The 26,329-nt window shown below is 70.3% G+C and carries 24 protein-coding genes and 1 riboswitch; of the genes, 14 read left to right on the forward strand and 10 right to left on the reverse strand.

Annotated features, from left to right (window positions below; genetic code table 11):
• Positions 1–79: 79 nt before the first annotated feature.
• Positions 80–1,753, reverse strand: a complete 1,674-nt coding sequence (locus CACI_RS08675; RefSeq protein ID WP_012785955.1) for an NRAMP family divalent metal transporter — start codon at positions 1,751–1,753, stop codon at positions 80–82.
• Between the two features lie 359 nt (positions 1,754–2,112).
• Positions 2,113–2,281: riboswitch (M-box (ykoK) riboswitch) on the reverse strand.
• Positions 2,282–2,463: 182 nt separating this feature from the next.
• On the opposite strand from CACI_RS08675, the gene CACI_RS08680 reads away from it, so the two are divergent.
• From CACI_RS08680 to CACI_RS08715, 8 genes are all read left to right on the forward strand, one after another.
• Positions 2,464–3,018: a GNAT family N-acetyltransferase gene (locus CACI_RS08680; protein WP_012785956.1), complete on the forward strand. Its 555-nt coding sequence runs from the start codon at positions 2,464–2,466 to the stop codon at positions 3,016–3,018.
• Positions 3,015–3,782: a type I methionyl aminopeptidase gene (gene map, locus CACI_RS08685; RefSeq protein WP_012785957.1), complete on the forward strand. Its 768-nt coding sequence runs from the start codon at positions 3,015–3,017 to the stop codon at positions 3,780–3,782. The genes CACI_RS08680 and map overlap by 4 nt, the downstream gene beginning before the upstream one ends.
• A gap of 77 nt (positions 3,783–3,859) precedes the next feature.
• Positions 3,860–4,654: a hypothetical protein gene (locus CACI_RS08690; protein ID WP_012785958.1), complete on the forward strand. Its 795-nt coding sequence runs from the start codon at positions 3,860–3,862 to the stop codon at positions 4,652–4,654.
• Positions 4,655–4,768: 114 nt separating this feature from the next.
• Positions 4,769–5,803: a 1,2-phenylacetyl-CoA epoxidase subunit PaaA gene (paaA, locus tag CACI_RS08695; RefSeq protein ID WP_049871988.1), complete on the forward strand. Its 1,035-nt coding sequence runs from the start codon at positions 4,769–4,771 to the stop codon at positions 5,801–5,803.
• The gene (gene paaB, locus CACI_RS08700; protein ID WP_012785960.1) at positions 5,800–6,084 is read left to right on the forward strand and encodes a 1,2-phenylacetyl-CoA epoxidase subunit PaaB; all 285 of its coding nucleotides are present in this window, start codon (positions 5,800–5,802) and stop codon (positions 6,082–6,084) included. The genes paaA and paaB overlap by 4 nt, the downstream gene beginning before the upstream one ends.
• Complete coding sequence (gene paaC / locus CACI_RS08705) at positions 6,081–6,851, forward strand: 1,2-phenylacetyl-CoA epoxidase subunit PaaC (RefSeq protein WP_012785961.1); 771 nt, start codon at positions 6,081–6,083, stop codon at positions 6,849–6,851. The genes paaB and paaC overlap by 4 nt, the downstream gene beginning before the upstream one ends.
• 47 nt (positions 6,852–6,898) lie before the next feature.
• Positions 6,899–7,876 carry a 1,2-phenylacetyl-CoA epoxidase subunit PaaD gene (gene paaD / locus CACI_RS53465; RefSeq protein WP_012785962.1) on the forward strand — a complete coding sequence of 326 codons (978 nt, stop codon included), beginning with the start codon at positions 6,899–6,901 and terminating at the stop codon, positions 7,874–7,876.
• 40 nt (positions 7,877–7,916) lie between these two features.
• Entirely contained in the window at positions 7,917–8,972 is a 1,056-nt protein-coding gene (locus CACI_RS08715) for a 2Fe-2S iron-sulfur cluster-binding protein (RefSeq protein ID WP_012785963.1), read from the forward strand.
• A gap of 50 nt (positions 8,973–9,022) precedes the next feature.
• Here the strand turns inward: CACI_RS08715 and CACI_RS08720 are convergent, their stop codons facing one another.
• The 3 genes from CACI_RS08720 to CACI_RS08730 form a co-directional block, all read right to left on the reverse strand.
• A complete protein-coding gene (locus CACI_RS08720; protein WP_085953910.1) occupies positions 9,023–10,453 on the reverse strand; it encodes a globin domain-containing protein in 1,431 nt (476 codons plus the stop codon).
• 244 nt (positions 10,454–10,697) lie between these two features.
• Positions 10,698–11,039: a hypothetical protein gene (locus CACI_RS08725; RefSeq protein ID WP_143765182.1), complete on the reverse strand. Its 342-nt coding sequence runs from the start codon at positions 11,037–11,039 to the stop codon at positions 10,698–10,700.
• Between the two features lie 148 nt (positions 11,040–11,187).
• Positions 11,188–12,255 carry a YihY/virulence factor BrkB family protein gene (locus CACI_RS08730; protein ID WP_012785966.1) on the reverse strand — a complete coding sequence of 356 codons (1,068 nt, stop codon included), beginning with the start codon at positions 12,253–12,255 and terminating at the stop codon, positions 11,188–11,190.
• Between the two features lie 143 nt (positions 12,256–12,398).
• Here CACI_RS08730 and CACI_RS08735 point away from each other — a divergent pair, with 143 nt between their 5' ends.
• On the forward strand, positions 12,399–14,051 hold the full coding sequence (locus tag CACI_RS08735; protein WP_012785967.1) for an acyl-CoA dehydrogenase family protein: 1,653 nt from the start codon (positions 12,399–12,401) through the stop codon (positions 14,049–14,051).
• Between the two features lie 7 nt (positions 14,052–14,058).
• On the opposite strand, the gene CACI_RS08740 is transcribed toward CACI_RS08735, so the two are convergent.
• Positions 14,059–14,361 carry a GNAT family N-acetyltransferase gene (locus CACI_RS08740; protein ID WP_012785968.1) on the reverse strand — a complete coding sequence of 101 codons (303 nt, stop codon included), beginning with the start codon at positions 14,359–14,361 and terminating at the stop codon, positions 14,059–14,061.
• Between the two features lie 116 nt (positions 14,362–14,477).
• Here CACI_RS08740 and CACI_RS08745 point away from each other — a divergent pair, with 116 nt between their 5' ends.
• Positions 14,478–15,413, forward strand: a complete 936-nt coding sequence (locus CACI_RS08745; RefSeq protein ID WP_041541387.1) for a pseudouridine-5'-phosphate glycosidase — start codon at positions 14,478–14,480, stop codon at positions 15,411–15,413.
• A 54-nt stretch (positions 15,414–15,467) separates the two neighbouring features.
• Positions 15,468–16,382, forward strand: a complete 915-nt coding sequence (locus CACI_RS08750) for a carbohydrate kinase family protein (protein WP_012785970.1) — start codon at positions 15,468–15,470, stop codon at positions 16,380–16,382.
• A 175-nt stretch (positions 16,383–16,557) separates the two neighbouring features.
• On the opposite strand, the gene CACI_RS08755 is transcribed toward CACI_RS08750, so the two are convergent.
• The 4 genes from CACI_RS08755 to CACI_RS08770 all read right to left on the reverse strand — a co-directional run bounded on the left by CACI_RS08755 (position 16,558) and on the right by CACI_RS08770 (position 20,238).
• Positions 16,558–17,217, reverse strand: a complete 660-nt coding sequence (locus tag CACI_RS08755; RefSeq protein WP_012785971.1) for a hypothetical protein — start codon at positions 17,215–17,217, stop codon at positions 16,558–16,560.
• Positions 17,217–18,056 carry an ATP-binding cassette domain-containing protein gene (locus tag CACI_RS08760; protein WP_012785972.1) on the reverse strand — a complete coding sequence of 280 codons (840 nt, stop codon included), beginning with the start codon at positions 18,054–18,056 and terminating at the stop codon, positions 17,217–17,219. The genes CACI_RS08755 and CACI_RS08760 overlap by 1 nt, the downstream gene beginning before the upstream one ends.
• Before the next feature lie 130 nt (positions 18,057–18,186).
• A complete protein-coding gene (locus tag CACI_RS08765) occupies positions 18,187–19,080 on the reverse strand; it encodes an NAD(+)/NADH kinase (RefSeq protein WP_012785973.1) in 894 nt (297 codons plus the stop codon).
• Positions 19,081–19,083: 3 nt separating this feature from the next.
• A complete protein-coding gene (locus CACI_RS08770) occupies positions 19,084–20,238 on the reverse strand; it encodes an SPFH domain-containing protein (protein ID WP_012785974.1) in 1,155 nt (384 codons plus the stop codon).
• A 277-nt stretch (positions 20,239–20,515) separates the two neighbouring features.
• Between CACI_RS08770 and CACI_RS08775 the strand changes: the two genes are divergently transcribed.
• Together CACI_RS08775 and CACI_RS08780 are read left to right on the forward strand one after the other, a co-directional pair.
• Complete coding sequence (locus CACI_RS08775) at positions 20,516–21,367, forward strand: FadR/GntR family transcriptional regulator (RefSeq protein ID WP_049871518.1); 852 nt, start codon at positions 20,516–20,518, stop codon at positions 21,365–21,367.
• A 335-nt stretch (positions 21,368–21,702) separates the two neighbouring features.
• On the forward strand, positions 21,703–23,382 hold the full coding sequence (locus tag CACI_RS08780; protein WP_012785976.1) for an RNA polymerase sigma factor: 1,680 nt from the start codon (positions 21,703–21,705) through the stop codon (positions 23,380–23,382).
• Between the two features lie 262 nt (positions 23,383–23,644).
• On the opposite strand, the gene CACI_RS08785 is transcribed toward CACI_RS08780, so the two are convergent.
• Positions 23,645–23,875, reverse strand: coding sequence for a DUF7455 domain-containing protein (locus tag CACI_RS08785; RefSeq protein WP_012785977.1), 231 nt, complete (start codon positions 23,873–23,875; stop codon positions 23,645–23,647).
• 323 nt (positions 23,876–24,198) lie between these two features.
• Here CACI_RS08785 and CACI_RS08790 point away from each other — a divergent pair, with 323 nt between their 5' ends.
• Positions 24,199–26,328 (forward strand): DNA gyrase/topoisomerase IV subunit B, encoded by a 2,130-nt coding sequence (locus tag CACI_RS08790; RefSeq protein ID WP_012785978.1) that lies wholly within the window; start codon positions 24,199–24,201, stop codon positions 26,326–26,328.
• The last annotated feature ends 1 nt before the right edge of the window (position 26,329 follow it).

Raw genomic sequence — 26,329 nt, forward strand, 5'->3', positions numbered from 1 at the left:
ACGCGAGCGACGCCCGCCGGTCGAGGGGTCCCGGTCGAAGGGCTCCGGTCGGGGTGCGCCGGTCGAGGGCAGGGGTGTATCAGTGCCCGAGCATCATCGAGACCAGCTTGACCACGACCAGCACCGTCGCCACCGCGAGGTAGGTGCGCAGCACGGCGAGGCCGACGCGGGTCCCGGTGGAGAACCGGACCTGGCCCAGCTGTGCCAGCGGCGGCGTCCGCCACTCGTCCCGGCCGGAGCGGTCGATGGTCTCGGCGACGTAGCCCGGCGCGCGGCGGGCTCGCAGAGCCTTGACACCCAGCCAGGCGCCGAAGGCCAGCGCGACGACCGCGCAGCCGGCGAGGATCGCCTCGATCTGCCCGGCGGTGATGTTCTGGTCCAGCACCGAGCCGGTCAGCACCAGCGACAGCGCCACCAGGACCGCGATCACGCCGCCGGTGAACACCGTGGTCCGGCGGTTGTTGACCCAGGGCCCGAGGACATGCTTGTCCACGCACAGCAGCAGCAGATACACCGAGGCCGAGGGCAGCAGCACGCCGGCCAGCGCCTGCACGCCGACGGTGAGCACGCCCTGCACGTGGTCGCTGGCCACCAGCACGATCGTCGCGGCGAAGGCGATGATCCCGGCGTAGACCGCGTAGAAACCCTTGGCCTGCTTCACTCCGCGGTGCAGCGAGTGGTTGATCTTGAAGCAGTCGCCCATCGCGTAGGCGGTGGACAGCGATACCGCGAACGCGCCGATGATCGAGGCGTCCAGCAGTGCGACGGCGAACATGTCGCCCAGGACCCGGCCGCCATAGACGGTCAGCCCGCGCGCCACGTCGGCGGCGTCGGTGAAGGACCCTGACAGGTGCGCCGCGGCCACCGCGCCCAGACCGATCGTCGCCGCCGCGCCGACCACGACCACCACGATGCCGATGCCCAGATCGGCCTTCTCGTACTTCATGAAGCGCGGCGTGATGCGCTTGTCGATCACATAGCTCTGCTGGAAGAACAGCTGCCACGGCGCGACCGTCGTGCCCACGATGCCGATCACGACCAGCATCACCGTGGCCATGTGGCCCGAACCGCCGGGCAGGGCCGGGGTGACGAAGCCGTGCGCCATGGTCCCCGCGCTGGGGTGCGCCATGATCGAGATCGGGATCAGCAGCAGCGACCCCACGCACAGCGTCAGCGCGATCCGCTCGAACCGCTGGAACGAGCCGCTCATCGCCGCCGCCACGATCACCAGCGCGGCCATCAACACCGAGGGCACCTTCGGCAGCCCCAGATAGCTGGTCGCCAACGTGATGCCGATGAACTCGGTGACCAGCGTCAGAGCATTGAGAAGGAAGAGGTCGATGACGCTGAACGCGCCCCAGAACGTACCGAAGCGCTCGAAGATGAGCCGGGCGTGCCCGACGCCGGTGACCGCGCCGAGGCGCAACACCATCTCCTGGTTCACATACAACACCGGGACCAGCAGCAGAAGCGTCCACAACAGCTTGGTGCCGAAGTCGTGCCCGGCCTGCCCGTAGGTGGCGAACGCGCCGGCGTCGTTGTCGCCGACCATCACGATCAGCCCGGGCCCGACGATCGCCAGCAGGGTCTTGAGCTTGGCCGACAGTCCGCGGCGCGCGCCGTCGTCGTCGAGCTTGATGGTGCCGAACGCGCCTTTGATGTCGCCGACGTGTGCTTCATCGAGTACCGCGCACTGATGTGCGCCGTGGTGCGTCGTCTCGCGGACTTCGCTGTTGAGCGTGGCCGTGGTCATGGGAACACCCCCTGCTGCCGGGTAGGAGCGGCTGGTCGGGTGGCACGCGTCCACCCCTCCGGCCGCGGTGGGACCTGCGGGAGGTCCCGGTGCGGCCGGGTGGTGGCAGAGTTCTGATGCGGTTAACGCGCGCCGGGGGAGGGACGGTGGGCTGGGTCGTTCGCGATGAAGGGCCGACTGTGGCCCGACCTACTACCGGATTTCATCGCTACCACCTCCCTGACCGCCGTGGCGCCGCGGCGCCTGTGTCTCGCGGATCCGCCCATGCGGCACGGACCGGTCCTGCTAGACACCCCTGGGAGGATCACCCGGAAAGGTCCGCACAGCCCGCCGTCGCACGGCGAAGCCAAGACGCGTCCCGGCCACCTCTCTCGTCAGAGCTTCGGCACTTCACGGCGTAGCGTCAGCTGCGCAGCCACTTGGGATCACCCCTTAAGCCGAGGAGATCTGTCCTGATCCGGAGGGTCTCTCGACCGATGGGATCAGTGGCCTTTGTCCGTGAAGACGCCTCACCGAACGAGGTGTCCTAACGGAGATAGAGGATCCTCTCGCCATGCAGCGCGTGTCAACTCACCTCGTCACAGGTGGGTAACGATATGGCGACGGTGGCAACTTAATCGGAGTAATCGCACGTACGCGGGTATCAAGGCCCGACTCGTTGTGTCCCGCGCCGTACCGGCGTCATCAGCCGCCCCGCATAGCATGCAAGGATGTTTAGAGAGCCGACGACCACGGCGCGTTTGGTGCTGAATTCCGTGACGGAAGCCGACGCCCGGGAGATGGCGGAAGTCCTGGCCGACCCGGAGCTCTACACCTTCATCGGCGGGGAGCCGCCGACCCCGGAGGGTCTGCGCGCGCGGTATGCCCGGCTCGCTGTGGGGCGTTCCCCCGACGGTTTGCAAGAATGGGTCAACTGGATCGCCCGGCGCGCGCAGGACGGCGCCGCGGTCGGCACCGTGCAGGCGACGGTGGTCGACGGCGGCCGGCGCGCGGACGTGGCGTGGGTCGTCGGCACGGCGTGGCAGGGCCGCGGGTACGCGGTCGAGGCGGCGTCGGCGCTCGTGGCGTGGCTGCGGGAACGGGGTGTGGCGGAGATCCGCGCGAACATCCATCCCCGGCACGCGGCCTCGGCGAAGGTGGCCGAGCGCATCGGCCTGGCGCCGACCGGCGAGACGGACGGCGAGGGCGAACAGATCTGGCGCGCGCAGGGTGCGCCGGAGCACGTGCTGGACGAGGATCCCGAACGGACGGAGAAGACCCGGTGATCGAGCTCAAGACGCCGCAGGAGATCGACAAGATGGCGGTCACCGGCCGATTCGTCGGCGAGACCCTGCTCGAACTGGCCGAGCTGGCGCGCCCCGGCGTGAACCTGATGGACCTGGAGCAGCGCGCCCGCCGCCGCATCAAGGAGCGCGGCGCGGTGTCCTGCTATTGGGACTACGCCCCCTCCTTCGGCCGCGGCCCGTTCGCCAACGTCATCTGCCTGTCGGTGAACGACGCCGTCCTGCACGGCCTCCCCCACAAGTACACCCTGCGCGACGGCGACGTCCTGACCCTGGACTTCGCGGTCTCCATCGACGGCTGGGTCGCGGACTCGGCCCGCACAGTGATCGTCGGCACCCCCCGCCCGGAAGACGTCCGCCTGGTGGAGTCCACCGCCGTCGCCCTGGAAGCCGCCATCGCCGCCGCACTCCCCGGCAACAAGCTCGGCGACATCAGCGCCGCCATCGAAGCCGTCGCCACCGACTACGGCTACCCGGTCAACCTCCAGTTCGGCGGCCACGGCCTAGGCCACACCATGCACGAGGACCCCCACGTCGCCAACGCCGGCCGCGCCGGCCGCGGCCTGGTCCTGCGCCCCGGCCTGACCCTCGCCCTCGAACCCTGGTGGTCCGCCACCTCCAGCGAGATCTTCACCGACCCCGACGGCTGGACCCTCCGCTTCCAGGACGGCTCCCGCGGCTCCCACTCCGAGCACACCATCGCCGTGACGGAGGACGGGGCGCGGGTGCTGACGCGGGTGGACTGAGGGCGACGCGGGTGGACTGACCGCACCGCACAGGGGTCCCACTCTCGACGGCGGCTCTGGATGAGACCATCGGCTCCATGATCACTTGGGGCTCGCTGACCTTCGCCGAGCAGACGTTGATGCGCCATGCCATCGGGGGAAGGCGCCTGGCCGGTTCCGTGCAGGTTTACGGCATCGGTCTCCGATGGGCTGGAGCCGCCGATGCGCCACCGCTGCGTTCCTATACCGACGCGGAGCAGCGCAAGCTGATCCCGATGCTCGCTGCCACGGTTCTGGACCTGATCGACGGCGGCTACCTCGTGGTCCAGGAATCGCACCATGCGTTCCTTCGCCCTTCCGACCCCATCCTGGCCGGTTCGCAGGTGCGAGACGTTCTCGCGGATGCCGACAACTGGATCTGGGACCACGAACGCTCGCGCCATTTCTATCTTGGTGCCCCGGCGGCAGTGCGCGAGCAATGGACCGAGGACGCCTGGCCGGCAGCGGACGCCACTGGCCTGCCGACCTGGAACGAGCTCACCGAGACGGAACAAGACATCCTGATCTGCGCCCAGGAATCCAGCGGAATGCTCACAGGAGACTTCGGCGATTGGCCGGACCCGCCCGCCGACTCGAGCCCTGCCGAACGGCTGGCATTCGTCGAGGAGCAGCTCAGCCCACTCCTCCCGTTCGTCCGCAAGGGCTGGATCGAGGTCCGCCACATGCCCGACGCCACGAGCGACGCGTTCACCGTGATCCCGTTCGAGGAACTCCACTCCGCGTTCGCGGACCCCGCCATGCGCTACCAGGGCGAAGAGTGGGGCATCGGCCTCTCCTGCGTCTTCACCTATGCCGGGCTGGCCGTTCGGCGCGGCGGCGCGTGGCGGTTGTGACTGCCCGCTGTTGACACCGCCGCAGCCCGGCGGGACCATAGAACCGAACGTTCGGTCGGTTGAGAGGTGGGTGCCGTGACGGCGCAGGCCAGGACGCATGACGCGGCGGCAGCCGTGCGGGAGCTGCCGGAGGTTGCCGGGCTGCAGGAGCGCTTCGATGGGCTGATCGCGGCCGATGAGCGGATCGAGCCGCGGGACTGGATGCCGGAGGCGTACCGGAAGACGTTGGTGCGGCAGATCGCGCAGCATGCGCACTCCGAGATCATCGGGATGCAGCCGGAGGGCAACTGGATCACGCGTGCTCCGTCGCTGCGGCGTAAGGCGATCCTGCTGGCGAAGGTGCAGGACGAGGCGGGGCATGGGCTCTACCTCTACGCGGCTGCCGAGACGCTTGGTGTGGACCGCGCGGATCTGCTCGACGCGCTGCACAACGGTCGGCAGAAGTACTCCTCGATCTTCAACTACCCGACGCTGACCTGGGCTGACATCGGTGCGGTCGGGTGGCTGGTGGACGGCGCGGCGATCATCAACCAGATCCCGCTCCAGCGCTGCTCTTATGGTCCCTATGCGCGGGCCATGGTGCGGATCTGCAAGGAGGAGTCCTTCCATCAGCGCCAGGGCTTCGAGCTGCTCCACGACCTCGCGCACGGCACCGCTGAGCAGCACGCGATGGCGCAGGACGCGCTGGACCGCTGGTGGTGGCCCTCGCTGATGATGTTCGGCCCGCCGGACGCGGAGTCCTCGCACTCCGCGCAGTCCATGGCGTGGCGCATCAAGCGGCATTCCAACGACGAGCTGCGCCAGCGCTTCGTCGACATCAGCGTCCCGCAGGCCGAGGCGCTGGGCCTGACCATCCCGGACCCGGACCTGCGGTGGAACGAGGAGCGCGGGCATTACGACTTCGGCGTGATCGACTGGACGGAGTTCCAGGAGATCCTCGCCGGCAACGGGCCGTGCAACCGGCAGCGCGTCGCGGCGCGGGTGCAGGCGCATGAGGACGGCGAATGGGTGCGGCAGGCGGCGTTGGCTTATGCGGCCAAGCACAGTGGTGACGGCGGCAGTGGTAGCGGTAGTGCCAGCGGCAGTGCCAGTAGCAATGGCAACGACAGCGGTAGTGGCAGTGGCGAGAGGGATGTGGCGGCGGGATGAGTAGCGGTCTGCCTCTGTGGGAGGTCTTCATCCGCGGGCGGCGTGGGCTCTCGCATCAGCACGTCGGGAGTGTGCACGCCTCAGACGCGGAGATGGCGCTGCGCAATGCGCGGGATCTCTATACGCGGCGCGGCGAGGGAGTCTCCATATGGGTTGTCCCTGCGGCGTCTGTCTCCGCGTCTTCTCCGGATGAGAAGGAGCCGTTCTTCGACCCGGCTGGGGACAAGGTGTACCGGCATCCGACGTTCTATAACGTTCCGGAAGGCGTGAAGAACCTGTGACCGCTACTACGGAATCCACTCCGTTGGTCGCGCAGTACGCGCTCCAGCTGGGTGACGATGCGCTGATCCTGTCGCACCGTCTGTCGGAGTGGTGCGCGCATTCCCCGGAGCTGGAGGAGGACGTCGCACTGGCGAACCTCGCCCTGGACCTCCTAGGGCAGGCGCGGACTCTGCTCACATATGCGGGTTCGCTAGAGGGCGCTGGGCGTTCCGAGGACGACTTGGCGTTCCTGCGCACGGAGCGGGAGTTCCGCAACGTGCTGCTGGTGGAGCAGCCCAACGGCGACTTCGCGGCGACGATCGCGCGCCAGCTGTACTTCGCGACGTACCAGAGTGAGCTGTACGCGGCACTGTGCGACTCGACGGACCCGGAACTGTCCGCGCTCGCCGCCAAGGCGGTGAAGGAAGTCGCCTACCACCGCGACCACGCGGTGCAGTGGACGCTGCGCCTCGGCGACGGTACCGAGGAGAGCCACCGCCGCATGCAGGCCGGGCTGGAGCAGCTGTGGCCGTACACGGCGGAGCTGTTCGCCGCCGACGCGGTGGCCACGGAGCTGGTCGCGGCGGGTGTCGCGGTGGACCCGCGGACGCTGCGGCCCGCGTGGGAGGCGTCGGTGGCGGGCGTGGTCGAGGCCGCGACGCTGACGATGCCCGCGGACGGCTGGCAGCCGCGCGGCGGGCGCGCCGGGCGGCACGGCGAGGGTTTCGGGCTGCTGCTGGGGGAGATGCAGGCGCTGCACCGGCAGCATCCCGGGGCGAAGTGGTAGCGGGCTGAGATCGAGTTGGCGGCTGGGACGACGCGGAGGTGATGACGATGGCGACTGACGAGTTGGTGGCGCTCGATCCGGTGACGCTCGACCTGGCGGCGCTCGAAGCTGCCGCATCGGCGGTCCCGGATCCGGAGCTGCCGGTGGTGACCCTCGGCGACCTGGGCATCATCCGCGGCGTGTCGCTGACGGACGACGGCGCGATCGAGGTGCGCATCACCCCGACCTTCGTGGGCTGCCCGGCGACCGAGGCCATCGCGGCGGACGTGCGCGTGGCAGTCGCCGCCTGCCTGCGCGAATCCGGCGCGCCGCAGACCGAGGTGCGCACGCGCACGGCGATGTCGCCGGCGTGGAGCACCGACTGGATCAGCGAGGACGGCCGCCGCAAGCTTGCCGAGCACGGCATCGCGCCGCCCAGCGGCGGTGCGCGACACCGCGGCGGGCCGGTCGCGGTGACGATCGGGCGCGGCGGCGTGGGCGATGGGGGCGCGGACGCGGGTGCGGGCGTGGTGTCGGCGGGCAGCGCGCAGTCGGCGGGCGGCGTGGTGTCGGCGGGCGGCGCACAGTCGGCGGGCAGCGCGGCGCTGGCGGGCAGCGCAGAGTCAGCCGGCGGCGCGGGCGATGGTGGCGCAGGCGCAGGCGCGGTGGTGGGCGTGGTGTCGGCGGGCAGCGCGCAGTCGGCCGGCGGCGCGGTGGAGGCGGGCAGCGCGCAGTCAGCCGGCGGCGTGGGCGATGATGGCGCGGGCGCGGGCGCGGGCGTGGGTGCGGTGGTGGGCGTGGCGTCGGCGGGCAGCGCGCAGTCGGCCGGCGGCGTGGTGTCGGCGGTGAGTGGCTCCTCTTCCTCTCCTTTCCCCTCCCCCCACCCACCCACCCAACATCGCGCAGCACAGCGTGCAGCGCAGAGCTGTCCCCGGTGCGGCAGTGGCGATACGCGCGAGCTCAGCGCGTTCGGCAGTACGCCGTGCCAGTCCCTGCGTGCCTGTCGGGCGTGCGGGGAGCCGTTCGGGGCTATCAAGTCCCTGTGATTGTGTCGCTGATCGTGATCGAGTCCTTTGTGAGAGTGCTGTGACCTTGCTTCCTGTCGTCGGGGTGGACCGGCTCACTGATGACGCCGTGCGTGTCGTGTTCGAGGTGCCGTCGGGGGAGCGGGATGTGTTCCGCTTTGTGCCGGGGCAGCACGTCACGGTGCGGATGGAGCTGGGTGGGATTGAGGCTCGGCGTGCTTATTCGCTGTGTGCCGCGCCTTCGGGGGAGGGTGGGGCTGCGCGGCTGAGTATCGCGGTCAAGGAGCTGGGACCGGGTGGGTTCGGGGAGATCGCGGCGAGCAGGTTGGGGGTCGGGGATCTCGTCGATGTGCTGGCGCCTGCGGGGCGGTTCGTCTTGCAGGGGGGCGCCGAGCATGTCGGTATCGTCGCCGGGAGCGGGGTGACGCCGGTCTTGGCCATGGCCGAGGTCGCGTTGGCTCGCGGGGATCGCTTCACTCTGATTTACGGCAATCGGACTGCTGCCTCTGTCATGTTCCTGGAGGAGCTGGCCGATCTCAAGGATCGTTACGCCGAACGGCTGATGGTGCTGCACGTGCTGTCGCGGGAGCCGCGGGAGGCGCCGCTGCTTACCGGGCGGATCGACGCCGAGCGGCTGCCGGAGCTGCTCGCCGCCGCGTCGCCGGGTCCTGACGCGCACTATTACGTCTGCGGGCCGATGGCGATGGTCGACATGGCGAAGGACGTGCTGGCCGAGCGCGGTGTGTCGCGCGCGCACGTCCACTTCGAGCTCTTCCACGCCGAGGACGCGCCGCCTCCGGCCGCCTACGCCGAGACCGCCAAGGTCCTGGCCGACGGCGACGTCGCGGTGACCGTGACGCTCGGCGGCCGCCGCACGGAGCTGGCCATGTCCAAGGACGACGACTCGGTCCTCGCCGCCGTCCTCAAGGCCCGCCCCGACACCCCCTACTCCTGCACCGGCGGCGTCTGCGGCACCTGCCGCGCGAAGCTCGTCGAGGGCGACGTCGCGATGGCCCACGACTACGCCCTGGAGCCGGAGGAGAAGGCGGAGGGCTTCGTCCTGGCGTGCCAGTCCCGCCCTCTCACCCCCGCGGTGGAGCTGGATTTCGACGCCTAAGCAGTTCGACGCCTAGCCAGCGGACGAGACAATGGGCGCCCAAGCGGGCGCTAAGAGGTCTGCGAAACCAGCCACTCGTCCAGCGTCCGCGCGGCTCCCACCTGCCCGGCCACCCCGGCCCGCCATCCGTTGTCCCGCCGCCAAGCGCCCTGCGCGGCCCACGAACCGGCCGTGGAGACACCCGCGCCGTTGGCGTGCCCGACACCCTCCGTTCGCCCCTCCCCGGCCGTCCCCGGCCCTGCCGGAGCCGACGGGGGCATCGGCACGCCCTGCCCCGCCCCCGGCTGCCACAGCCCGTCCATCCCGCCGTACGCGTCGAACCTGATGCTCGCCAGCGGGATGTTCAGCTCCTGCAGCCGCGCGATCGTCGCACGGACCATCGCCACGGAGCCCGACACGTACACGTCGTGCCCGGCCCAGTGCTCGAAGAACTCCCCGTGCCGCGCCACGACGTCCGGCAGCATCCCGCGCTCGCCGGGGAAGTGCGGATCGTGCGACACCGCCGAGACCACCGACAGCCAGCGGCGCCGGTACGCCAGGTGTTCCAGGGCCGCCAGATCGTAGAGCTCGTCGTCATGGCGTGCGCCATAGAACAGCCGCACCTGCCGGGTGGTGTTCCACTTCGCCATGTCCTCGACCATCGCCTTGATCGGCGCCAGTCCGGTGCCGCCGGCGATGCACAGCAGGTCGCGCATCGAGGTCGTGGTGCACAGCATCGTGCCGGACGGCGGGCCTAATCGGACGACGTCCCCGACCCTGGTGTGGTTCACCAGTGCCGTCGACACCCAGCCCGCGGGGATGGCGCGCACGTGCAGCGTCAGGGTGTTGTCGGAGCGAGGCGCGTTGGCGATCGAGAAGTGCCGCCAGACACGAGGCCAGCGCTGCGTCTCCAAGGACAGGTACTGCCCTGCGCGGAACTCATAAGGGGAATCCGGCTGCAGGGTCAGTACTGCGATGTCCGGAGTGCGCAGCTCATGGCGGACCACTCGTGCGGTCCACCATGCCGGCGCCAATTGGGCGTCCTGTTCGGCCGCCTCCATCATCGTCCCGGCGATGAGTTGGTACGCCGCCAGCCAGGCGGCGTCCATGTCGGGAGTCCATGCGGCGCCCGCATAGTGTTTCAACGCTGATATGAGACACCGCCAGACCACGTCGTAGTGTTCCGGCTGAGCGCCGTACTTGCGGTGGTCGCGGCCCAGTTCCCTGAGATAGGCGACCAGGCTGTCAGGGTGCTCTGCCTGGCCCACTATGCGCACCAGGGCTTGGAACAGCCGGTCGCGCTGGGCGTCCATCATCGGCGGGAACATGTCCCGCAGCGCCGGGCATTCGGTGAAGACCAGCGCGTAGAAGTAGGACACGATCTTGTCGGGCTTGTCAGAGTTATCGGAGTTACCGGAGCTGCCGGATTCGCCGCCGACCAGCGCGAAGCTCTCGCGGATCAGCGCCGGGACCCTGGCCGGGTCCAGGTCGGTGCTGCCCATCGCTGCTTGCCGCACCATCTCTCGCGCCCCCAAAGCCTTCCGCCGGGCTCCGTGACCCCTGCGTCACGGAGTGAATACCCAGCGCAAGCGATTACCTTAGGCGCCGGAGGCGTCGCGGAACGTTGAAGTCCGGTGGAAGTCCGGTGTGGTTGGGGAGGGATTGTCCGCTATGGCGCGGGAGAAAGTCCTGGAAGTCCCCCAGGAGTCCGGGCCTGCGGAGTCCGGCCGCGACACGGCCGCCGCGCTATCGCGAGGGTTCTTGGCGCATCAGGGTCACGCGGCGGCTCAAGATGGCCTCCGCGGTGGCGCGTCCGTCCGGCCAGCGGCGGACGGCGATCCAGTCTTCGGTGAGGGGTCGTCGGAGAGGGTCTGCCGCCATGGAGAGCAGCAGATTGGGGCCGTAGGTGGCTCTGAGCGCGCCGGTGGCGGATTCGGCCGTACACCCGCCGTCGCCGGCTTCCGTGACCAGCGCCGGTATGAGGTCGGCGCCGGCGGCTTCCTGCAGGACCGCGAAGGCCTTCTCGTGGCCTTCCGTCCAGCCCAGCGCCCGGAGCCGCTGTGAGCCCATCGGAGCTGCGGTTGACACGTATGCTGTCCCAGCTTTCACTGTTCTGTCCGGTTCTTGTCGTCCGGGTGCCAGGTCCATCGCCTGTCCCGGTATCCACCGAAATCCCGGAAGATCGCTTCATGGTACGTACGCCTCCGACGCGTTGTCGCCGGAGTTTTCTGCCAGCTCAGTCGTCCGTGGGAAACCCTTCCGGAACCGGGACGGTGGCGTCCCGCTGAGCCGCTACCCGCTGGCGCAGTGCCAGCCTCGCAAGCCACAACCTTCGCGAGGGCCACACTTGTTCCACGGCCGCGTTCAGCGCCGCGCCCAGGAGCACCGCCAGCGCGGTGACGTACAGCCAGACCAGGATCGCCACGGCCGCGGCGAGTCCTCCGTACAGCGAGTTGGTCGACTTGGTGTCCGAGAAGGTGGTGGACACGTAGTCCCGCAGCAGCGCCGATCCGCCGAGCCACAGCAGCAGCGCCAGGACCGTGCCCGGCAGGTCCTGCGACCAGGGCGTGCGCACTGGCACGGCCAGGTGGTACAGGGTGTTCAGGAACGCCGCCAGCACCGTGAGCATCAGCGGCCAGTACACCGCGTGGATCAGGTCGGTGATCGGCGGGAGCGCGCTGACCAGCAGGTCCGGCCCGATCACCAGCAGCGGGAGCGCCACCGAGCCCAGCAGCAGCCCCAGCATGTACATGCCGAACGCCAGCAGGCGCGTGCGCACTATGCCGCGGCGCCCCGACAGCCCGTAGGCGATCGTGATGGTGTCGACGTAGACGTTCATCGCGCGCGATCCCGCCCACAGCGCCAGCAAAAAGCCGATCGAGATCAGCTCCGGATGCCCGTTGGCCAGCAGGTTCGTCAGCAGCCCGTCGATCTTCTGCACGCCGGGCCCGGACAGCATCGTGCCGGCCGCGCCCTCGATGTGGTGCTTGATCTCGACGATCCGCGCCGCGCCGATCCAGCCGTTCAGGTAGCCCAGCGTCCCGGCCAGCCCGATCGCCAGCGGCGGCAGCGAGAGCAGGGCGAAGAACGCCGCCTCGGCCGCCAGCCCGGTGATCCGGTAGCGCATGCAGATCGCGAAGGTGATCCTGGTGACAGACCACCAGTTGCGTGCCTGCGCGCGGAAGCGCTCGCGCAGCCCCAGATGGTTGTGCTGCTCGGCGTACTCCGGCTGCTCCCGCTGTCCCGGCACAACCGTGTCGGGGTCGGGGCCGGAGCCGGCGGGCAGGTCGAGCACTGGGCGCATGCGCGGGTCCTCGGGTCCGACGGGGAGTTTCAAGTGGCGGCTTCGGTTTGTTACTAGCTGGTAGCGAAGACAAGGATCGGGTACTACGTTAACGGCAGCACGACGCAGCACCAGCATCACGCTGAAACGGAGATGACCGGCCCATGCCTGAAGGCACCCTTGTCGGCCCCGCCGACGAGCCTTTGAACCAGGTTCCGCCGTTGGCCGGGTACAACGCCTATACCGCCGACCCCTCCCTGGTGGCGGCCGTCCACCGGCTGTTCGGGTCCGGTTCGGCGACGGACACCGAGCTGACCGGGCTTGGCGCGCTCGCCGGGTCTTTCGAGGCCCGGGAGTGGGGACGACTCGCCGAGGCGAATCACCCGATCCTTCGAACCCACGATCGCTACGGCCGCCGTATCGACGAAGTCGAGTTCCACCCGGCGTGGCACGAGCTGATGACCGTCGCCGTCAGCCACGGCATCGCCGCCGCCCCCTGGCTGGAGGACGCCGGCACGCTGCGGCACACCGCCCGCGCCGCCAAGATGCTGGTCTGGGGACAGACCGAGGGCGGCCACCTGTGCCCGGTCTCGATGACCTACGCGGCCGTCCCGGCGCTCGCCGCCGACCCGATGCTGGCCGCGGAGTGGACGCCGCGCCTGGCGTCCACGAGCTATGACTTCGGCCTGCGCGACCCCGCCACCAAGGCGGGCTGCCTGGCCGGCATGGGCATGACCGAGAAGCAGGGCGGCTCCGACGTCCGCGCCAACACCACCAAGGCGACGCCGGCTGCCGGCTCGGACCGCGAGTACACGCTGATCGGCCACAAGTGGTTCACCTCCGCGCCGATGTGCGACGTGTTCCTGGTGCTGGCCCAGGCGCCCGGCGGCTTGACCTGCTTCGTGATCCCGCGCGTGCTGCCCGACGGGAGCCGTAACTCCTTCCGCCTTCAGCGGCTGAAGGACAAGCTGGGCAACCGGGCCAACGCCTCCTCGGAGGTCGAGTTCCACAACACCCGCGCCTGGCGGCTCGGCGACGAGGGCCGCGGCGTGGCCACCATCATCGAGATGGTCGCCATGACCCGTCTGGACTGCGTCACCGGCTCCGCCTCGCTGATGCGCGCGGCGCTCGCCGAGGCGGTGCACCACACGCGGCACCGCATGGCGTTCGGCAAGCTGCTCGCCGACCAGCCCTTGATGCGCAACGTGCTCGCCGACCTCGCGCTGGAGTCCGAGGCGGCGACGCTCACCTCACTGCACCTCGCCGCGGCCACGGACGCCGGCTCGGACCCGGCCGCGCGCAAGTTCCGCCGCATCGGTCTGGCGGTGGCGAAGTACTGGGTCACCAAGCGCTGCGCGCCGTTCGCGGCCGAGGCGCTGGAATGCCTGGGCGGGAACGGCTACGTCGAGGAATCCGGGATGCCGCGCCTGTACCGGGAAGCGCCGCTGAACTCCATCTGGGAGGGCTCGGGGAACGTCAACGCGCTGGACGTGCTGCGTGCCCTCGGCCGGGAAGACGGTGTGTGGGACGCGTTCTGCGCGGAGGTCGGCACGGCGTGCGGCGCCGACGCGCGGTTCGACGCCGCGTTCAAGGAGCTGAAGGACGAGGTGGCCTCGGTGGACGAAGCGGGCGCGCGTCGGTTCGTGGAGCGGATGGCGTTGCTGATGCAGGGTTCGCTGATGCTGCGTTACGCGCCGACCGAGAGCGGGGACGCCTTCGTCGCCTCGCGGCTCGCCGGCGACTGGGGTCGGACCTTCGGGACGCTGCCGCGCGGGCTGGCGATCGAGGCGATCGCCGGGCGCGCGCTGGCGGTGTGAGAGGGCCTCAGTCGGCGACGACCAGGTCCGCGTACTCGGGATTCTTCTCGATGTAGGCGGCGATGAACGGACACCACGGCGCAACCTTCAGATCCTGCGCCCGGGCGTCGTCCAGCGCGGCCTTGGCCAGCCGGCCGCCGATGCCGCGGCCCTCGTACCTCGGCTGTACGCCGGTGTGCGGCAGGACCGCCACGCCGTCCCTGACGGTGTAGGTGAGGACGCCCGCCAGCGCTCCGTCCAGGTGCGCCTCGTACTGGTGGCGCTCCTTGTTGTCGACCACCGTGACCTCGCCGCTCGCCACGTCGCTCACAACCCGCCTCCTGCTCGTTCTACGATCTTCAGTAGTGTTCGCATCAGCGTAACCGGGACGGGTTTTTATGCCCGTCTCTCTCGTGCCCGTCGGGCTTGCAGGAGGCAGAAGTGACAGTGGACGGCGTAGGGCTCCGGATCCACCCCGAGGTCATCGAGGCGCTGGAGTCGGACACCCCGGTGGTGGCGCTGGAGTCCACGATCATCAGCCACGGGCTGCCGCGGCCGGACAACCTGCGGGTGGCGCGCGAGATCGAGCAGACCGTGCGCGACCACGGCGGCGTGCCGGCCACCATCGCGGTGATCGAGGGCAAGCCGTGCGTCGGATTGTCCGACGAGGAGCTGCGGCTGATCGCCGAGTCCGATGACGTGGTCAAGCTCGGCGTGCGCGACCTGGGCGTGGCGGCGGCCAAGGGGCTGCACGGCGCGACGACCGTGGCGGCCACCGCCTCGCTGGCGGCGCAGGCCGACATCGACGTCTTCGCCACCGGCGGGCTCGGCGGCGTGCACCGGCACGCGCGCGACTCCTGGGACGAGTCGGCGGACCTGACCGCGCTGTCGCGCATCCCGATGGCGGTGGTGTGCGCCGGGGTGAAGTCGATCCTGGACGTGCCGGCGACGCTGGAGCGGCTGGAGACGCTGAACGTCCCGGTCTTCGGCTACCGGACGACCCAGTTCCCCGGCTTCTACCTCGCCGACTCGGGCCACGCGCTGGAGTGGAGCTTCGACTTCGCCGAGGAGATTGCCGACGCGGTGCTGCAGCACTGGCAGCTGGCGTGGCCGGCGGTGTCCAGCGGCGTGCTGATCGCCAACCCGATCCCGGTCGAGGACCAGCTGGACCCGGTGCTGCACGACCGGATCCTGAACGAGGCCCTGGCCGCCGCGGACAAGGAAGGGATCGCGGGCAAGGACGTCACGCCGTTCCTGCTGGAGTTCTTCCACCGCGAGACCGGCGGGGAGTCGCTGCGCGCGAACGTGCTGCTGGTCAAGCGCAACGCCGAGCTCGCCACCCGCATCGCGGCGGAGATCATCGACGCCGCGCCGAACCAGTAACCAGTAACCAGTTATCCAGTCGCGGAATACGGAAGACGGAAGACCCCAGTGCCCATGGCCGACGCGGCAGCGCCGATCCTGGTGGTCGGCGACCTGATGGTGGACGTCGTGGCGCGGCTGGACGGCCCGCTGGTGACGGCCTCCGACAGCCCGGGGCGCATCGCGATGCGCGGCGGCGGCTCGGCGGCCAACACGGCCTGCTGGCTGGCCGCCGGCGGCGCCGACGCGCTGTTCGTGGGCTGCGTCGGCGACGACCTCCCGGGCCGCGAGGCCGCTGAAGCGCTCCACGCCACCGGCGTCCGCACCGCGCTGAAGATCGACCCCTCCCGTCCCACCGGCACGGTCGTGGTCCTGGTCGACCCCACCGGCGAGCGCACGATGGTCCCGGACCCCGGCGCCAACAGCGCCCTGACCCCGATGGACCTCCCGACGCACGAGTTCGCTCCCGGCCGCCACCTGCACCTGTCCGGCTACACGATCCTGAACCCCGCCAGCCGCGCCGCCGGCGTCGCCGCCCTGGACCTGGCCCGCCGCCGCGGCATGACCACCTCGGTCGACGTCGCCTCGGCCGGCCCGCTCGCCGCCGTCGGCCCGGACCGCTTCCTGGACTGGATCGGCGATCCCTTCATGCTCATCGCCAACCGCGACGAGGCAGCCGTCCTCACCGGCATCGACGACGACCCGGTCGCCGCCACCAGAGCCCTGACAGAGCTCTGCGACCAGGTGGTGGTCAAACTCGGCGCCGACGGCGTGGTCCGCCACGACGCCCTGTTCGACCGCACCATCCGCGTCCCGGCCGAGCAGCTCGCGCCGGGAGAGCTGATCGACACCACGGGAGCCGGCGACGCCTTCGCGGCGGGGTACCTGGCGGCGTGGATGCGGGACGAGGACCCGGAGGACGCTTTGGCGGCCGGGTGCCGGTTGGCGGCTCGGGTGATTCGGAAGGTCGGGGGACGGCCTCGCGGGTGAGGCGGCTGGGCGGCTGGGGCGGGGACGGGTCGCGGGTATAGGCGCTTCTACCGGAGCAAAGGCATGGCAGTTCGCGCGCGATCCCGGCCTCGGCCGCCGTATTCGAGTGCTGATCAGGAGCGTTGGCCGAGGCGCGCGCGGCGGCTGAGACAACTCCCGGCGTTCACAGCGCCGGTCAGTCCGTTTCGCCGACGTGGAACTCTTTGCGCGCCGCCACATACGTCGACACCGTCCAGCACAGCGCTGTTGCGGCGATGACCAGGACCGCGGGCAGCAGGGGCAGGCGTGCGCCCTGGTCGCTGGGGGTGATGCCGCGGATGGCGGCGTTGACGGGGGAGCCGGTGGCGACCAGGACGGTGATGGCCAGGATGCCGGCGACGGGGATGGCCCAGGTGGCGCGGACCAGGATCGGGGGGTTGCACAGGGCGCCCACCGCGCTGCCGGCGAGGACGCAGAGGGCCATGGTGAGCAGGCCCGCTGTCAGGGCGGTCGTGGGGTGGATCGTGCCGACCGTCGACAGCATCGCCGTCGCGCCGCCGGCTGCCAGGACGAAGCCGCCGAGGCTCGCCGCTGCCAGGGCTGCGATGTGCGGCTTGCGCGGGCCCACGGCTCCGGCCACGCAGTGCCGTGCGGCTTCCGGTTCGGCGGTCAAGGCGGCGCGCGTCAGCCAGGCGACGGAGGGGACCAGGATCGCGCCGGCGTAGCCGAGGGCTTCGCCGATCTTCGCCGAACCCTGCGTTCCGATGGACACGATCGCCGCGTAGAAGATCGTCGCCGGGAGCCAGCGTCCGGAGCGCAGGAGCAGCGCCACGTAGTAGCGGATCAGCGCGGGCATCAGGACTCCTCGGTCGCGCGGATCTGTGGGGGCGCCTGGGATACAGCGACGATGTGTACCTCTGGCCCGAGGGCCAGCAAACGCCGGAGCGACTCGTCGGAGCGCCGTTCGTCCACGACGATCCGGTGCCCGCCCTCGTGCCTCGCCGAGATCTCCGCTTCCGGCAGATGGGCAGCCAGAGAACTGCCGGCCGCGCCGGCAATCGTGATGACCATTCGGCTGGCGGTGGCAGGAGTCTTCTCATCGGCCGTGTGCAGCGCTCCGTCCCGCACCACCCACCGCTCGTCCGTGGCATCGGCCAACCGCGCCGCGTCGTGGTCCACGAACACCACGCAAGCCCCGCCCCGAGCCCGCTCCCGCACCACCGCCGCCAGCTCCTCACGAGCCGCGACGTCCAACCCCGTCCACGCCTCGTCGAAGACCAGCAGCTCCGGATCGCCGAGCAGCGCTTGCGTCACTGCGATCTTCTGCGACGTCCCCTTCGACAGCTCCTTCATCGCGGTCCCGGCGAACTGCTCCGCCCCGAACCGCTCCAGCAATTGCGTACCCTGCGACGCCGAGATCCCGCGCATCCGCGCATGATGCCGCAGATACTGCGCCGCGGTGAAGGGCAACGCCGGAGGGAACCGCTCCGGCACATAGCCGGTGGACGGACGTCCGCTCACCCGCCCTTTGGACGGCTCGGCGATCCCCGCGACAACCCGCAGCAGCGTCGACTTCCCGCTGCCGTTGTGTCCGTGGATCCGCACGACCCGCCCCGGCCGCAGCTCCAGCCGGACATCACGCAGCACCCACGGTCCGCCGATCCGGTACCGCTTGCCGATCCCGTCGAGAAGCACGGCTCCAGTCTGCCGTCCCGGGCGCGTCTAGTGCAGCCACAGCGTCACAGACCGCTGTCAGACGCCAGCCACACAGCAGCGTCGCAGGCCGCTGTCACACCACCAACCGCTGTCACACCACCAACCGCTGTCACACCACCAGCCGCAGATGCCGCTGCGCAGCACGGATCCGCACCGTCTGCCCCCAGCTGAGCGCCAGGCAGTCGCCCTCGATCCCGTCGCCGAACACCACGAGCGACTCGCCCTCGATGCGAATCGTCAGCTCCTCCCCGTTCGGCAGCAGTCCTTCCGTCAGCGAAGCGCCGGTCGTCGGCGACGGCCACGCCTCCCGCACGAACCACCCCAGCTCCGGATCCGTCGGTCCCGGCAGGGTGATCTGCCGCGCCCGCTGCCGGGCGATCGACAGCAGCCAGCCGGTCGCGCCCGTCCCTGATCCGACCAGCAGTCCCGAGGACGAGTGGTGCTCCTCCTCGCCCTCCGGAGTGCTCAGCAGGTAGCGCGCGGACTGGTGTCCGGAGTGCCCGAGGTAGACCTCGTTCAGCGCCAGCAGGGACTCCCCGTCGTCGGTGGCGGCCGAGACCATGGTGCGGGACTCGAAGCGGGCCCGGCCGGCGCCGATCTGCGTGAGCAGGGACTGGAAGTCCCCGGGGGAGTGGCGGACCAGGACACCCACGTTCCGCCCCGGGTCGGGGTCGATGCCGATCACCGGCTGGCCGTCCAGGTACTTCGCGGTGTTGGCGACCAGTCCGTCCTGGCCGACCACCACCACGACGTCTTCGGGCTCGAACAGGAACCGCGGGAGGTCGGCGCGCTCGACCGTCCCGCGGCGCCACTCCTTGGGGATCGTGGAGGAGACCGCCTGTACGGCGCCGCTGAGCATGTCATGGCGCTTCTTCACCGAGGACAGCGAGACGCCGCGGCGCTTCTGGACGAACTCCGCCTGCCCCCACGTGCCCTGCTCGGCGACGATCTCGTCGCGTTCGCTGTGCCGGTGCACGATGACCACCCGCGGTGCCACGGACATCGCTCAGGACTCCCCGCCGCCGACGGCTCCGGCGGTACCGGAGCCGATCGCGCCGGAGCCCGCCGAGCCGTTCGCCAGCTTCGCCAGCAGCCCGGTCAGCACGTCCGGGGTCAGGTTCACCGTCCCGATCTCCGGCAGCTGCCCGGCGAACTCGCGCAGCGCCAGCGCGAACAGCACGCCGCGGTCCAGCCCGGCGTACGCCGCCAGCTTCGCCGCCTCGTTCTCCGCCTCGGCCGCGCCGACCGCGCGCAGGTCCTCGACGTTCGCCGAGGAGCGGGTGCGCAGCGCGTCCGCGTCCGCCTCGGCGACGATCCGGGCCCGCTCGGCGTTGGCCGCCGTGGCGATCCGCGCGCGCTCGGCCTCGCCCTCGGCCGCGATCCGCGCCCGGTCCGAGTCGCCCTCGGCGGCGATGCGCGCCGCGGCCGCCTGCTCGGTCGCCCGGCGCCGCGCGTTCGCGCCCTCCTGCGCGACCAGCTGCTCCTCGCGCGTGGCCAGCTCGATCTTGCTCTGCAGCTCGTTCTCGGTGATCGCGCGCTCGCGCTCGACCGCCAGCGCCCGGCGCTCGAAGCCCGCGCGATCCGCCTCCTGCTGGATCAGCTCCCTGGTCGGGGTGCGCAGTGCCCGCTCCACGTCGGCCTCCGGCTTCACCGCGACCACGCGGACGCCGAGCACGCCGATGCCGGTCTCGGTCAGGCGCGCGTCGGCGGCCAGGCCGGTGGTGACCCGCTCCTGGACCGCCGCGGTGCCCGAGGCCAGGGCGTCGGCCAGCTCCAAGGTGGCGACCAGGGTCAGCGCGTGCTGCTGCGCCAGCTCCGTGAGCAGCGTCGCGACCTGCTCCAGCGGGGTGGCGCGCCACTGGCCGGAGGCCGGGTCGACGGCGAAGTCCAGGCGCTGGGTGGCCACGGCCGGGTCGACGAAGCGGAAGGTCATCGAGGCCTGCACGACGACGTCCTGGAAGTCCTTGGTGCGCGCGTGGAACAGCATCGGCAGCTCGCGGTCGTCGACCGGCACCTCGGCCAGCACCGCGCTCAGCGGCCGGAACCAGAACGCCTGCCCGGTGCCCTCGTGGGCGACCTTGCCGCGCCGCAGGTGCACCACGTGGTTGGTCGGGCTGCCGCGGAAGTGGCTCACGAAAAGCCGTCTGGTGATGTCCGCCATGGTGTTCTCCCCCAGGAAAGTCAGAGCCTTTCAAGACGGTGCGACGGTAGCGCCTCGCGCCCCTTATCGTCAAGTTGACGAAATGGGGGCGCGGGACCGTCGGACGACTCAACATCCGCATACTCGACGCCCTGGCAGACAGCCTTGAGGGAAAAGTCCTGATAGCTCCTCGGGGGCGACGCCCCGACCTGCGGGTGATCATTCCGACGGGTGACATCGGCACGACTATCGGCTAAGAATCCTCAAGTCCGCCCGCGGTGCGGCCGACGACAACAACATGAGCATTCCTACACACATGACCGGGACCGCCGCGCCCGTCGACACTCTTCCCGCCCCCTCGCCGGTCGCCAACACCCTCGCCGCGGCCGCCGGCGGCACGATGACCGACTCCTACCTGTCCCTGCGCGCCGGGACCCAGGCCCGCGGCCTGCACGGCCAGCTGGTCCAGCAGCTCGGCCGGATGATCGTGGCCGGCGAGCTCGGCGCCGACCGGCCGCTGGTGCCCGAGGAGATCGGCCGCCGCTTCGAGGTCTCGCGCACCGTGGTCCGCGAGTCGCTGCGGGTGCTGGAGGCCAAGGGCATGGTGACGGCGCGGCCCAACGTCGGGACCCGGATCCGCCCGGTGCCGGAGTGGAACCTGCTGGACCCGGACGTCATCGAGTGGCGCGCGGCCGGGGTGGCGGGCCTGGACCAGTGCCGCGAGCTGGCCGAGCTGCGCTGCGCCTTCGAGCCGCTGGCCGCGCAGCTGGCCTCCGGACGCCTCTCGGAGCCCGCCGCGGCCCGGCTCTCGGAGCTGGCCGTGCTGCTGAAGCAGGCCGCCGCCAACGGCGACCAGCCCGGCTACGCCAAGATCGACGGCGAGTTCCACGCGCTGCTGGTCGCCGAGTGCCCGAACCGGATGGTGGAGCACCTGGCGCGGGTGGTGACCGGCGCGGCCGAGAGCGCGGGGCTGCGGCGCCGTTCCTGCGGGCCGATGGGCGACGCCGGCGCGGCCGCGCACCAGCGCCTCGCTGAGGAGATCGCGGCCGGCGACGGTGTGGCCGCCGCGAGCGTGATGCGCGCCATGCTGGCCGCTCAGCTGGAGGAGCAGTCCGCGGCCTACGGTCTGCCGGGCCAGCGCGGACAGTGAACAACCGGTGATCGGCGGCGTCCGGTAGCGTTACCGCCAGAGCTTGCCAGTGGTGCGGGGCACCGCCGTATCGCCGGGACGCCGAGCGGCGAGTTCGAGGCGGTGCCCGCCGATTACCGGGTATCCGGTGCCGGGGGAATACATCGGCGTGCCACAATGCTATGTCGCGTGCAATGCGGAACGACCGGGTGCGACCGGCCGGATCCGCGGCGCGATCGGAATCTTCCACACGAACCCGACACAGAGCAAGACGGCCGGTACGTCTCAAGCGGACCGGTTGTATCCCGGCTCACGTCGGAAGCGGGTGGTTGCCATCCAGTAGCGAGAGGGTTTTCGTGTCGGCCAGCACTTCCCGTCCACTGCCCGCCGAGATCGCCGAGTCCGCCCACCTCGTGGCGCTCATCGAGCGGGGCAGGGCGCAGGGACACATTGCCGCAGACGAGGTGCGGCAGGCCTTTGAAGAGGCGGACATCCCGATGGCCAAGGCCAAGAGCGTCATGCGGGCCCTGACCACCGTACTCCACGAGGACGGCGTCGATCTGACGGTCAACGCCGTGCAGAGCGCCGGGGTCGCGCGCAAGCGCGTCGCCGCGGCGAGCAAGACCGCGGCCAAGAAGACGACCACGGCCACCGCGGCCAAGGCCGCGACGGTCAAGAAGGCCGCCGCCAAGACCGCCGCGCCGGCTGTCGCGGCCGCCAACGGCGCGTCCGAGGAAGGCGCCGAGGCCGGTTCGGCCGCGGCGAAGAAGACCGCCGCGGTGAAGAAGACCGCGGCCAAGAAGACCGCTGCCAAGGGCGCCGACGGCGCCGAGGCCGGCGCCGGTCCGGCCAAGAAGGCGGCGGCGAAGAAGGCCGCGCCGGGCAAGAAGGCCGCCGGCGCGAAGGGCGACGAGGAGGACGGCGAGAGCGTCGAACTCGAGGAAGACGTCGACCTGGAGATCGAACTCGACGACGAGGACGCCCCCGATCTGGTGGTCGCCGTCGCCGACGAGGAAGGCGAGGAAGCCTCCGAGGGCGACGGGGCCACCCCCGGCGACAAGGAGGAGGGCTTCGTCCTGTCCGACGACGAGGACGACGCCCCCGCCCAGCAGGTCGCCTCCGCCGGCGCCACCGCGGACCCGGTGAAGGACTACCTCAAGCAGATCGGCAAGGTCCCGCTGCTCAACGCCGAGCAGGAAGTCGAGCTCGCCAAGCGCATCGAGGCCGGCCTGTTCGCCGAGGAGAAGCTGAACGACGGCGAGCCGCTGACCCCGGAGTTCCGGCGCGAGCTGGACATCATCGCCGAGGACGGCCGCCGGGCCAAGAACCACCTGCTGGAGGCGAACCTGCGCCTCGTGGTCTCCCTGGCCAAGCGCTACACCGGCCGCGGCATGCTGTTCCTGGACCTGATCCAGGAGGGCAACCTCGGTCTGATCCGCGCGGTCGAGAAGTTCGACTACACCAAGGGCTACAAGTTCTCGACCTACGCGACGTGGTGGATCCGTCAGGCCATCACCCGCGCCATGGCCGACCAGGCGCGGACCATCCGCATCCCGGTCCACATGGTCGAGGTCATCAACAAGCTGGCCCGCGTGCAGCGCCAGATGCTCCAGGACCTCGGGCGCGAGCCCACCCCGGAGGAGCTGGCCAAGGAACTGGACATGACGCCCGAGAAGGTCGTCGAGGTCCAGAAGTACGGCCGCGAGCCGATCTCCCTGCACACCCCCCTGGGCGAGGACGGCGACAGCGAGTTCGGCGACCTCATCGAGGACTCCGAGGCGGTCGTCCCGGCCGACGCGGTGTCGTTCACGCTGCTGCAGGAACAGCTGCACTCGGTGCTCGACACGCTCAGCGAGCGGGAGGCCGGCGTGGTGTCCATGCGGTTCGGGCTGACCGACGGCCAGCCCAAGACGCTGGACGAGATCGGCAAGGTCTACGGGGTCACGCGCGAGCGGATCCGGCAGATCGAGTCCAAGACCATGTCGAAGCTGCGGCACCCGTCGCGCTCGCAGGTTCTGCGGGACTACCTGGACTAGACGTCCGGAAACCATGAGTGCGGCCGCCCTGAAGGGGGCGGCCGCACTCATGGTGTTCTGTCTGTCACAGTCCGTGAGACGTTGAACACGCTACGCACATGGCGTGCGGTTGTCAGTGATTCAGCTCACAGCGATTCAGCTCACAGCGAAGGCCCCGGCTCCATCGGGAGCCGGGGCCTTTCAGCAACAAGCAGCAGTAGCCGTTATCGGATCGTCCGTTACAGGTCTACGCAATCGGGCCGGGGGATCGGCGCGCGAGGCTTCAGCGCTCTTCCTCGACGGCGGCCTTGGAGTCCGGGGTCAGCTGGTCGGAGAAGTCGTGTATCTCGATGGCGACCTTGGCCAGGCTCTCGTTGTACTTCTTGCCGTGGTGGGCGCAGAAGAGGAGCTCGCCGCCACCCAGGACGACGCGCACGTAAGCAGCGGCACCGCAGCGGTCGCAGCGGTCGGAGGCCTTGAGCGGCTCAGTCGGAGTCAGTACTGCAGTGGTCACGGTCGCACCTGCTTTCTGTGTGGTACCCGGAACAACATCAAAGCAGGCGTTCGGTGTTCCCGCGCTAGTGATTCGGGCTCGAAAGCGTCACGTTCGCTCAGAGCGTACGCGGAAAGGGGGCGAACCGTGAGGAAAGTCAACGTTCGGTGTCGGTGGCGGCACGTAGCGTGAGCCTTGCCGCATCAGAGTGTTGCGCCGGTCACATGGACTCGCCGGGGGGACGCTCCCGGTACGCTGGCCCTGCCGTCGCTACCATTGATGCGAAACTGTGTTCGAGTGACGAGAGTCGGTCATCGATCGACGAGGGAGAGGAAGGTCCGCAAGTGAGTGCCCAAGGAAGGCCCGCGCCGTCCGCCGACAAGGACGGCTCCTACACCGCGCGGCACCTCCTTGTCCTCGAGGGACTCGACGCGGTCCGCAAGCGGCCCGGCATGTACATCGGCTCCAATGACGGCCGCGGTCTCATGCACTGCCTGTGGGAGATCATCGACAACTCGGTCGACGAGGCGCTGGCCGGGTTCGGGGACAAGATCGAGATCATTCTGCACAAGGACGGCTCGGCCGAGGTCCGGGACACCGGCCGCGGGATCCCGGTGGACGTGGAGCCCAAGACCGGCCTGTCCGGCGTCGAGGTCGTCATGACGATGCTGCACGCCGGCGGCAAGTTCGGCGGCGGCTCCTACGCCGCCTCCGGCGGTCTGCACGGCGTCGGCGCCTCGGTGGTGAACGCGCTGAGCTCGCGCGTGGACATGGAGGTCGACCGGGCCGGGACCGTGCACGCCATGTCGTTCCAGCGGGGCATCCCCGGGGTGTTCGCCGACGAGGGCCCGGAGGCGAAGTTCAAGGCCGAGTCCGGGCTGCGCAAGGTCGGCAAGGTCTCCCGCGCGCTCGTACCCAAATCGGCCGACGGCCGGCGAGCCGCGCCGACCGGTACCCGCACCCGCTTCTGGCCGGACCGGCAGATCTTCCTCAAGGACGCCGAGTTCGTCCTGGAGGACCTGCACGCGCGGGCCCGGCAGACCGCGTTCCTGGTGCCCGGGTTGACGATCCGGGTCGTGGACGAGCGGGACGGCAAGCAGGACGAGGAGATCTTCTCCTACGCCGGCGGCATCTCGGAGTTCGTGGAGTTCCTCGCCCCGGACCGCCCGATCACCGACACCCTGCGCTTCACCGGCTCGGGCAAGTTCACCGAGACCGTGCCGGTGCTCGACGAGCAGGGGCACATGACCCCGGCGGACATCGAGCGCGAGCTGTTCGTGGACGTGGCGCTGCGCTGGGGGACCGAGTACGACACGGTGATCCGCTCGTTCGTGAACATCATCGCCACCCCCAAGGGCGGCACGCACCTGGTCGGTTTCGGCAAGGGGCTGCTGAAGGCGGCGAACGAGCAGCTGCGGGCGACCAAGCTGCTGAAGGTCAACGACGACGACGTGATCCGCGAGGACGTCTTCGAGGGGCTGACCGCGGTGGTCACCGTCCGGCTGGCCGAGCCGCAGTTCGAGGGCCAGACCAAGGAGGTCCTGGGGACCCCGGCGGCGAACCGGATCGTGACCCGGGTCGTGGACAACGCCTTCAAGGAGTTCCTGACCTCCGCCAAGCGCAACGACAAGCCGATGGCGCGCGGCGTGCTGGAGAAGATCGCCAACGCCGCCCGGACCCGGATCACCGCCCGGCAGCACAAGGAGGCGCAGCGCCGCAAGAACGCGCTGGAGACCTCCGCGCTGCCGGCCAAGCTGGCCGACTGCCGCTCCGACGACGTGGACCGCTCCGAGATGTTCATCATCGAGGGGGACTCGGCGATGGGCTCGGCCAAGGCCGCGCGCAACTCGGAGTTCCAGGCGCTGCTGCCGATCCGCGGCAAGATCCTGAACGTCCAGAAGTCCTCGATCGCCGACATGCTGAAGAACACCGAATGCGCGGCCATCATCCAGGTCGTCGGCGCCGGCTCGGGCCGCTCGTTCGACATCGACCAGGCGCGCTACGGCAAGGTGATCCTGATGGCCGACGCCGACGTCGACGGCTCGCACATCCGCTGCCTGCTGCTGACCCTGTTCCACCGGTACATGCGGCCGATGCTGGAGGCCGGGCGCGTCTACGCCGCCGTGCCGCCGCTGCACCGGATCGAGGTGATCGGCGCGGGCCGGGCGAAGAACGAGTTCATCTACACCTACTCGGACAACGAGATGCGCCGCACGGTCGCCGAGCTGCTGAAGAAGGGCAAGCGGATCAAGGAGCCGATCCAGCGCTACAAGGGCCTCGGCGAGATGGACGCCGACCAGCTGGCCGAGACCACCATGGACCCGCGCCACCGCACCCTGCGGCGCATCACGGTGGCCGACGGGGAGTCCGCGGACAAGGCCTTCGACCTGCTGATGGGCAACGACGTGGCGCCACGCCGGGAGTTCATCATCAACTCCGCGGCGGTCCTGGACCGATCCCGGATCGACGCCTAAG

It is taken from the genome of Catenulispora acidiphila DSM 44928 (genome assembly GCF_000024025.1).
GTDB lineage: Bacteria > Actinomycetota > Actinomycetes > Streptomycetales > Catenulisporaceae > Catenulispora > Catenulispora acidiphila.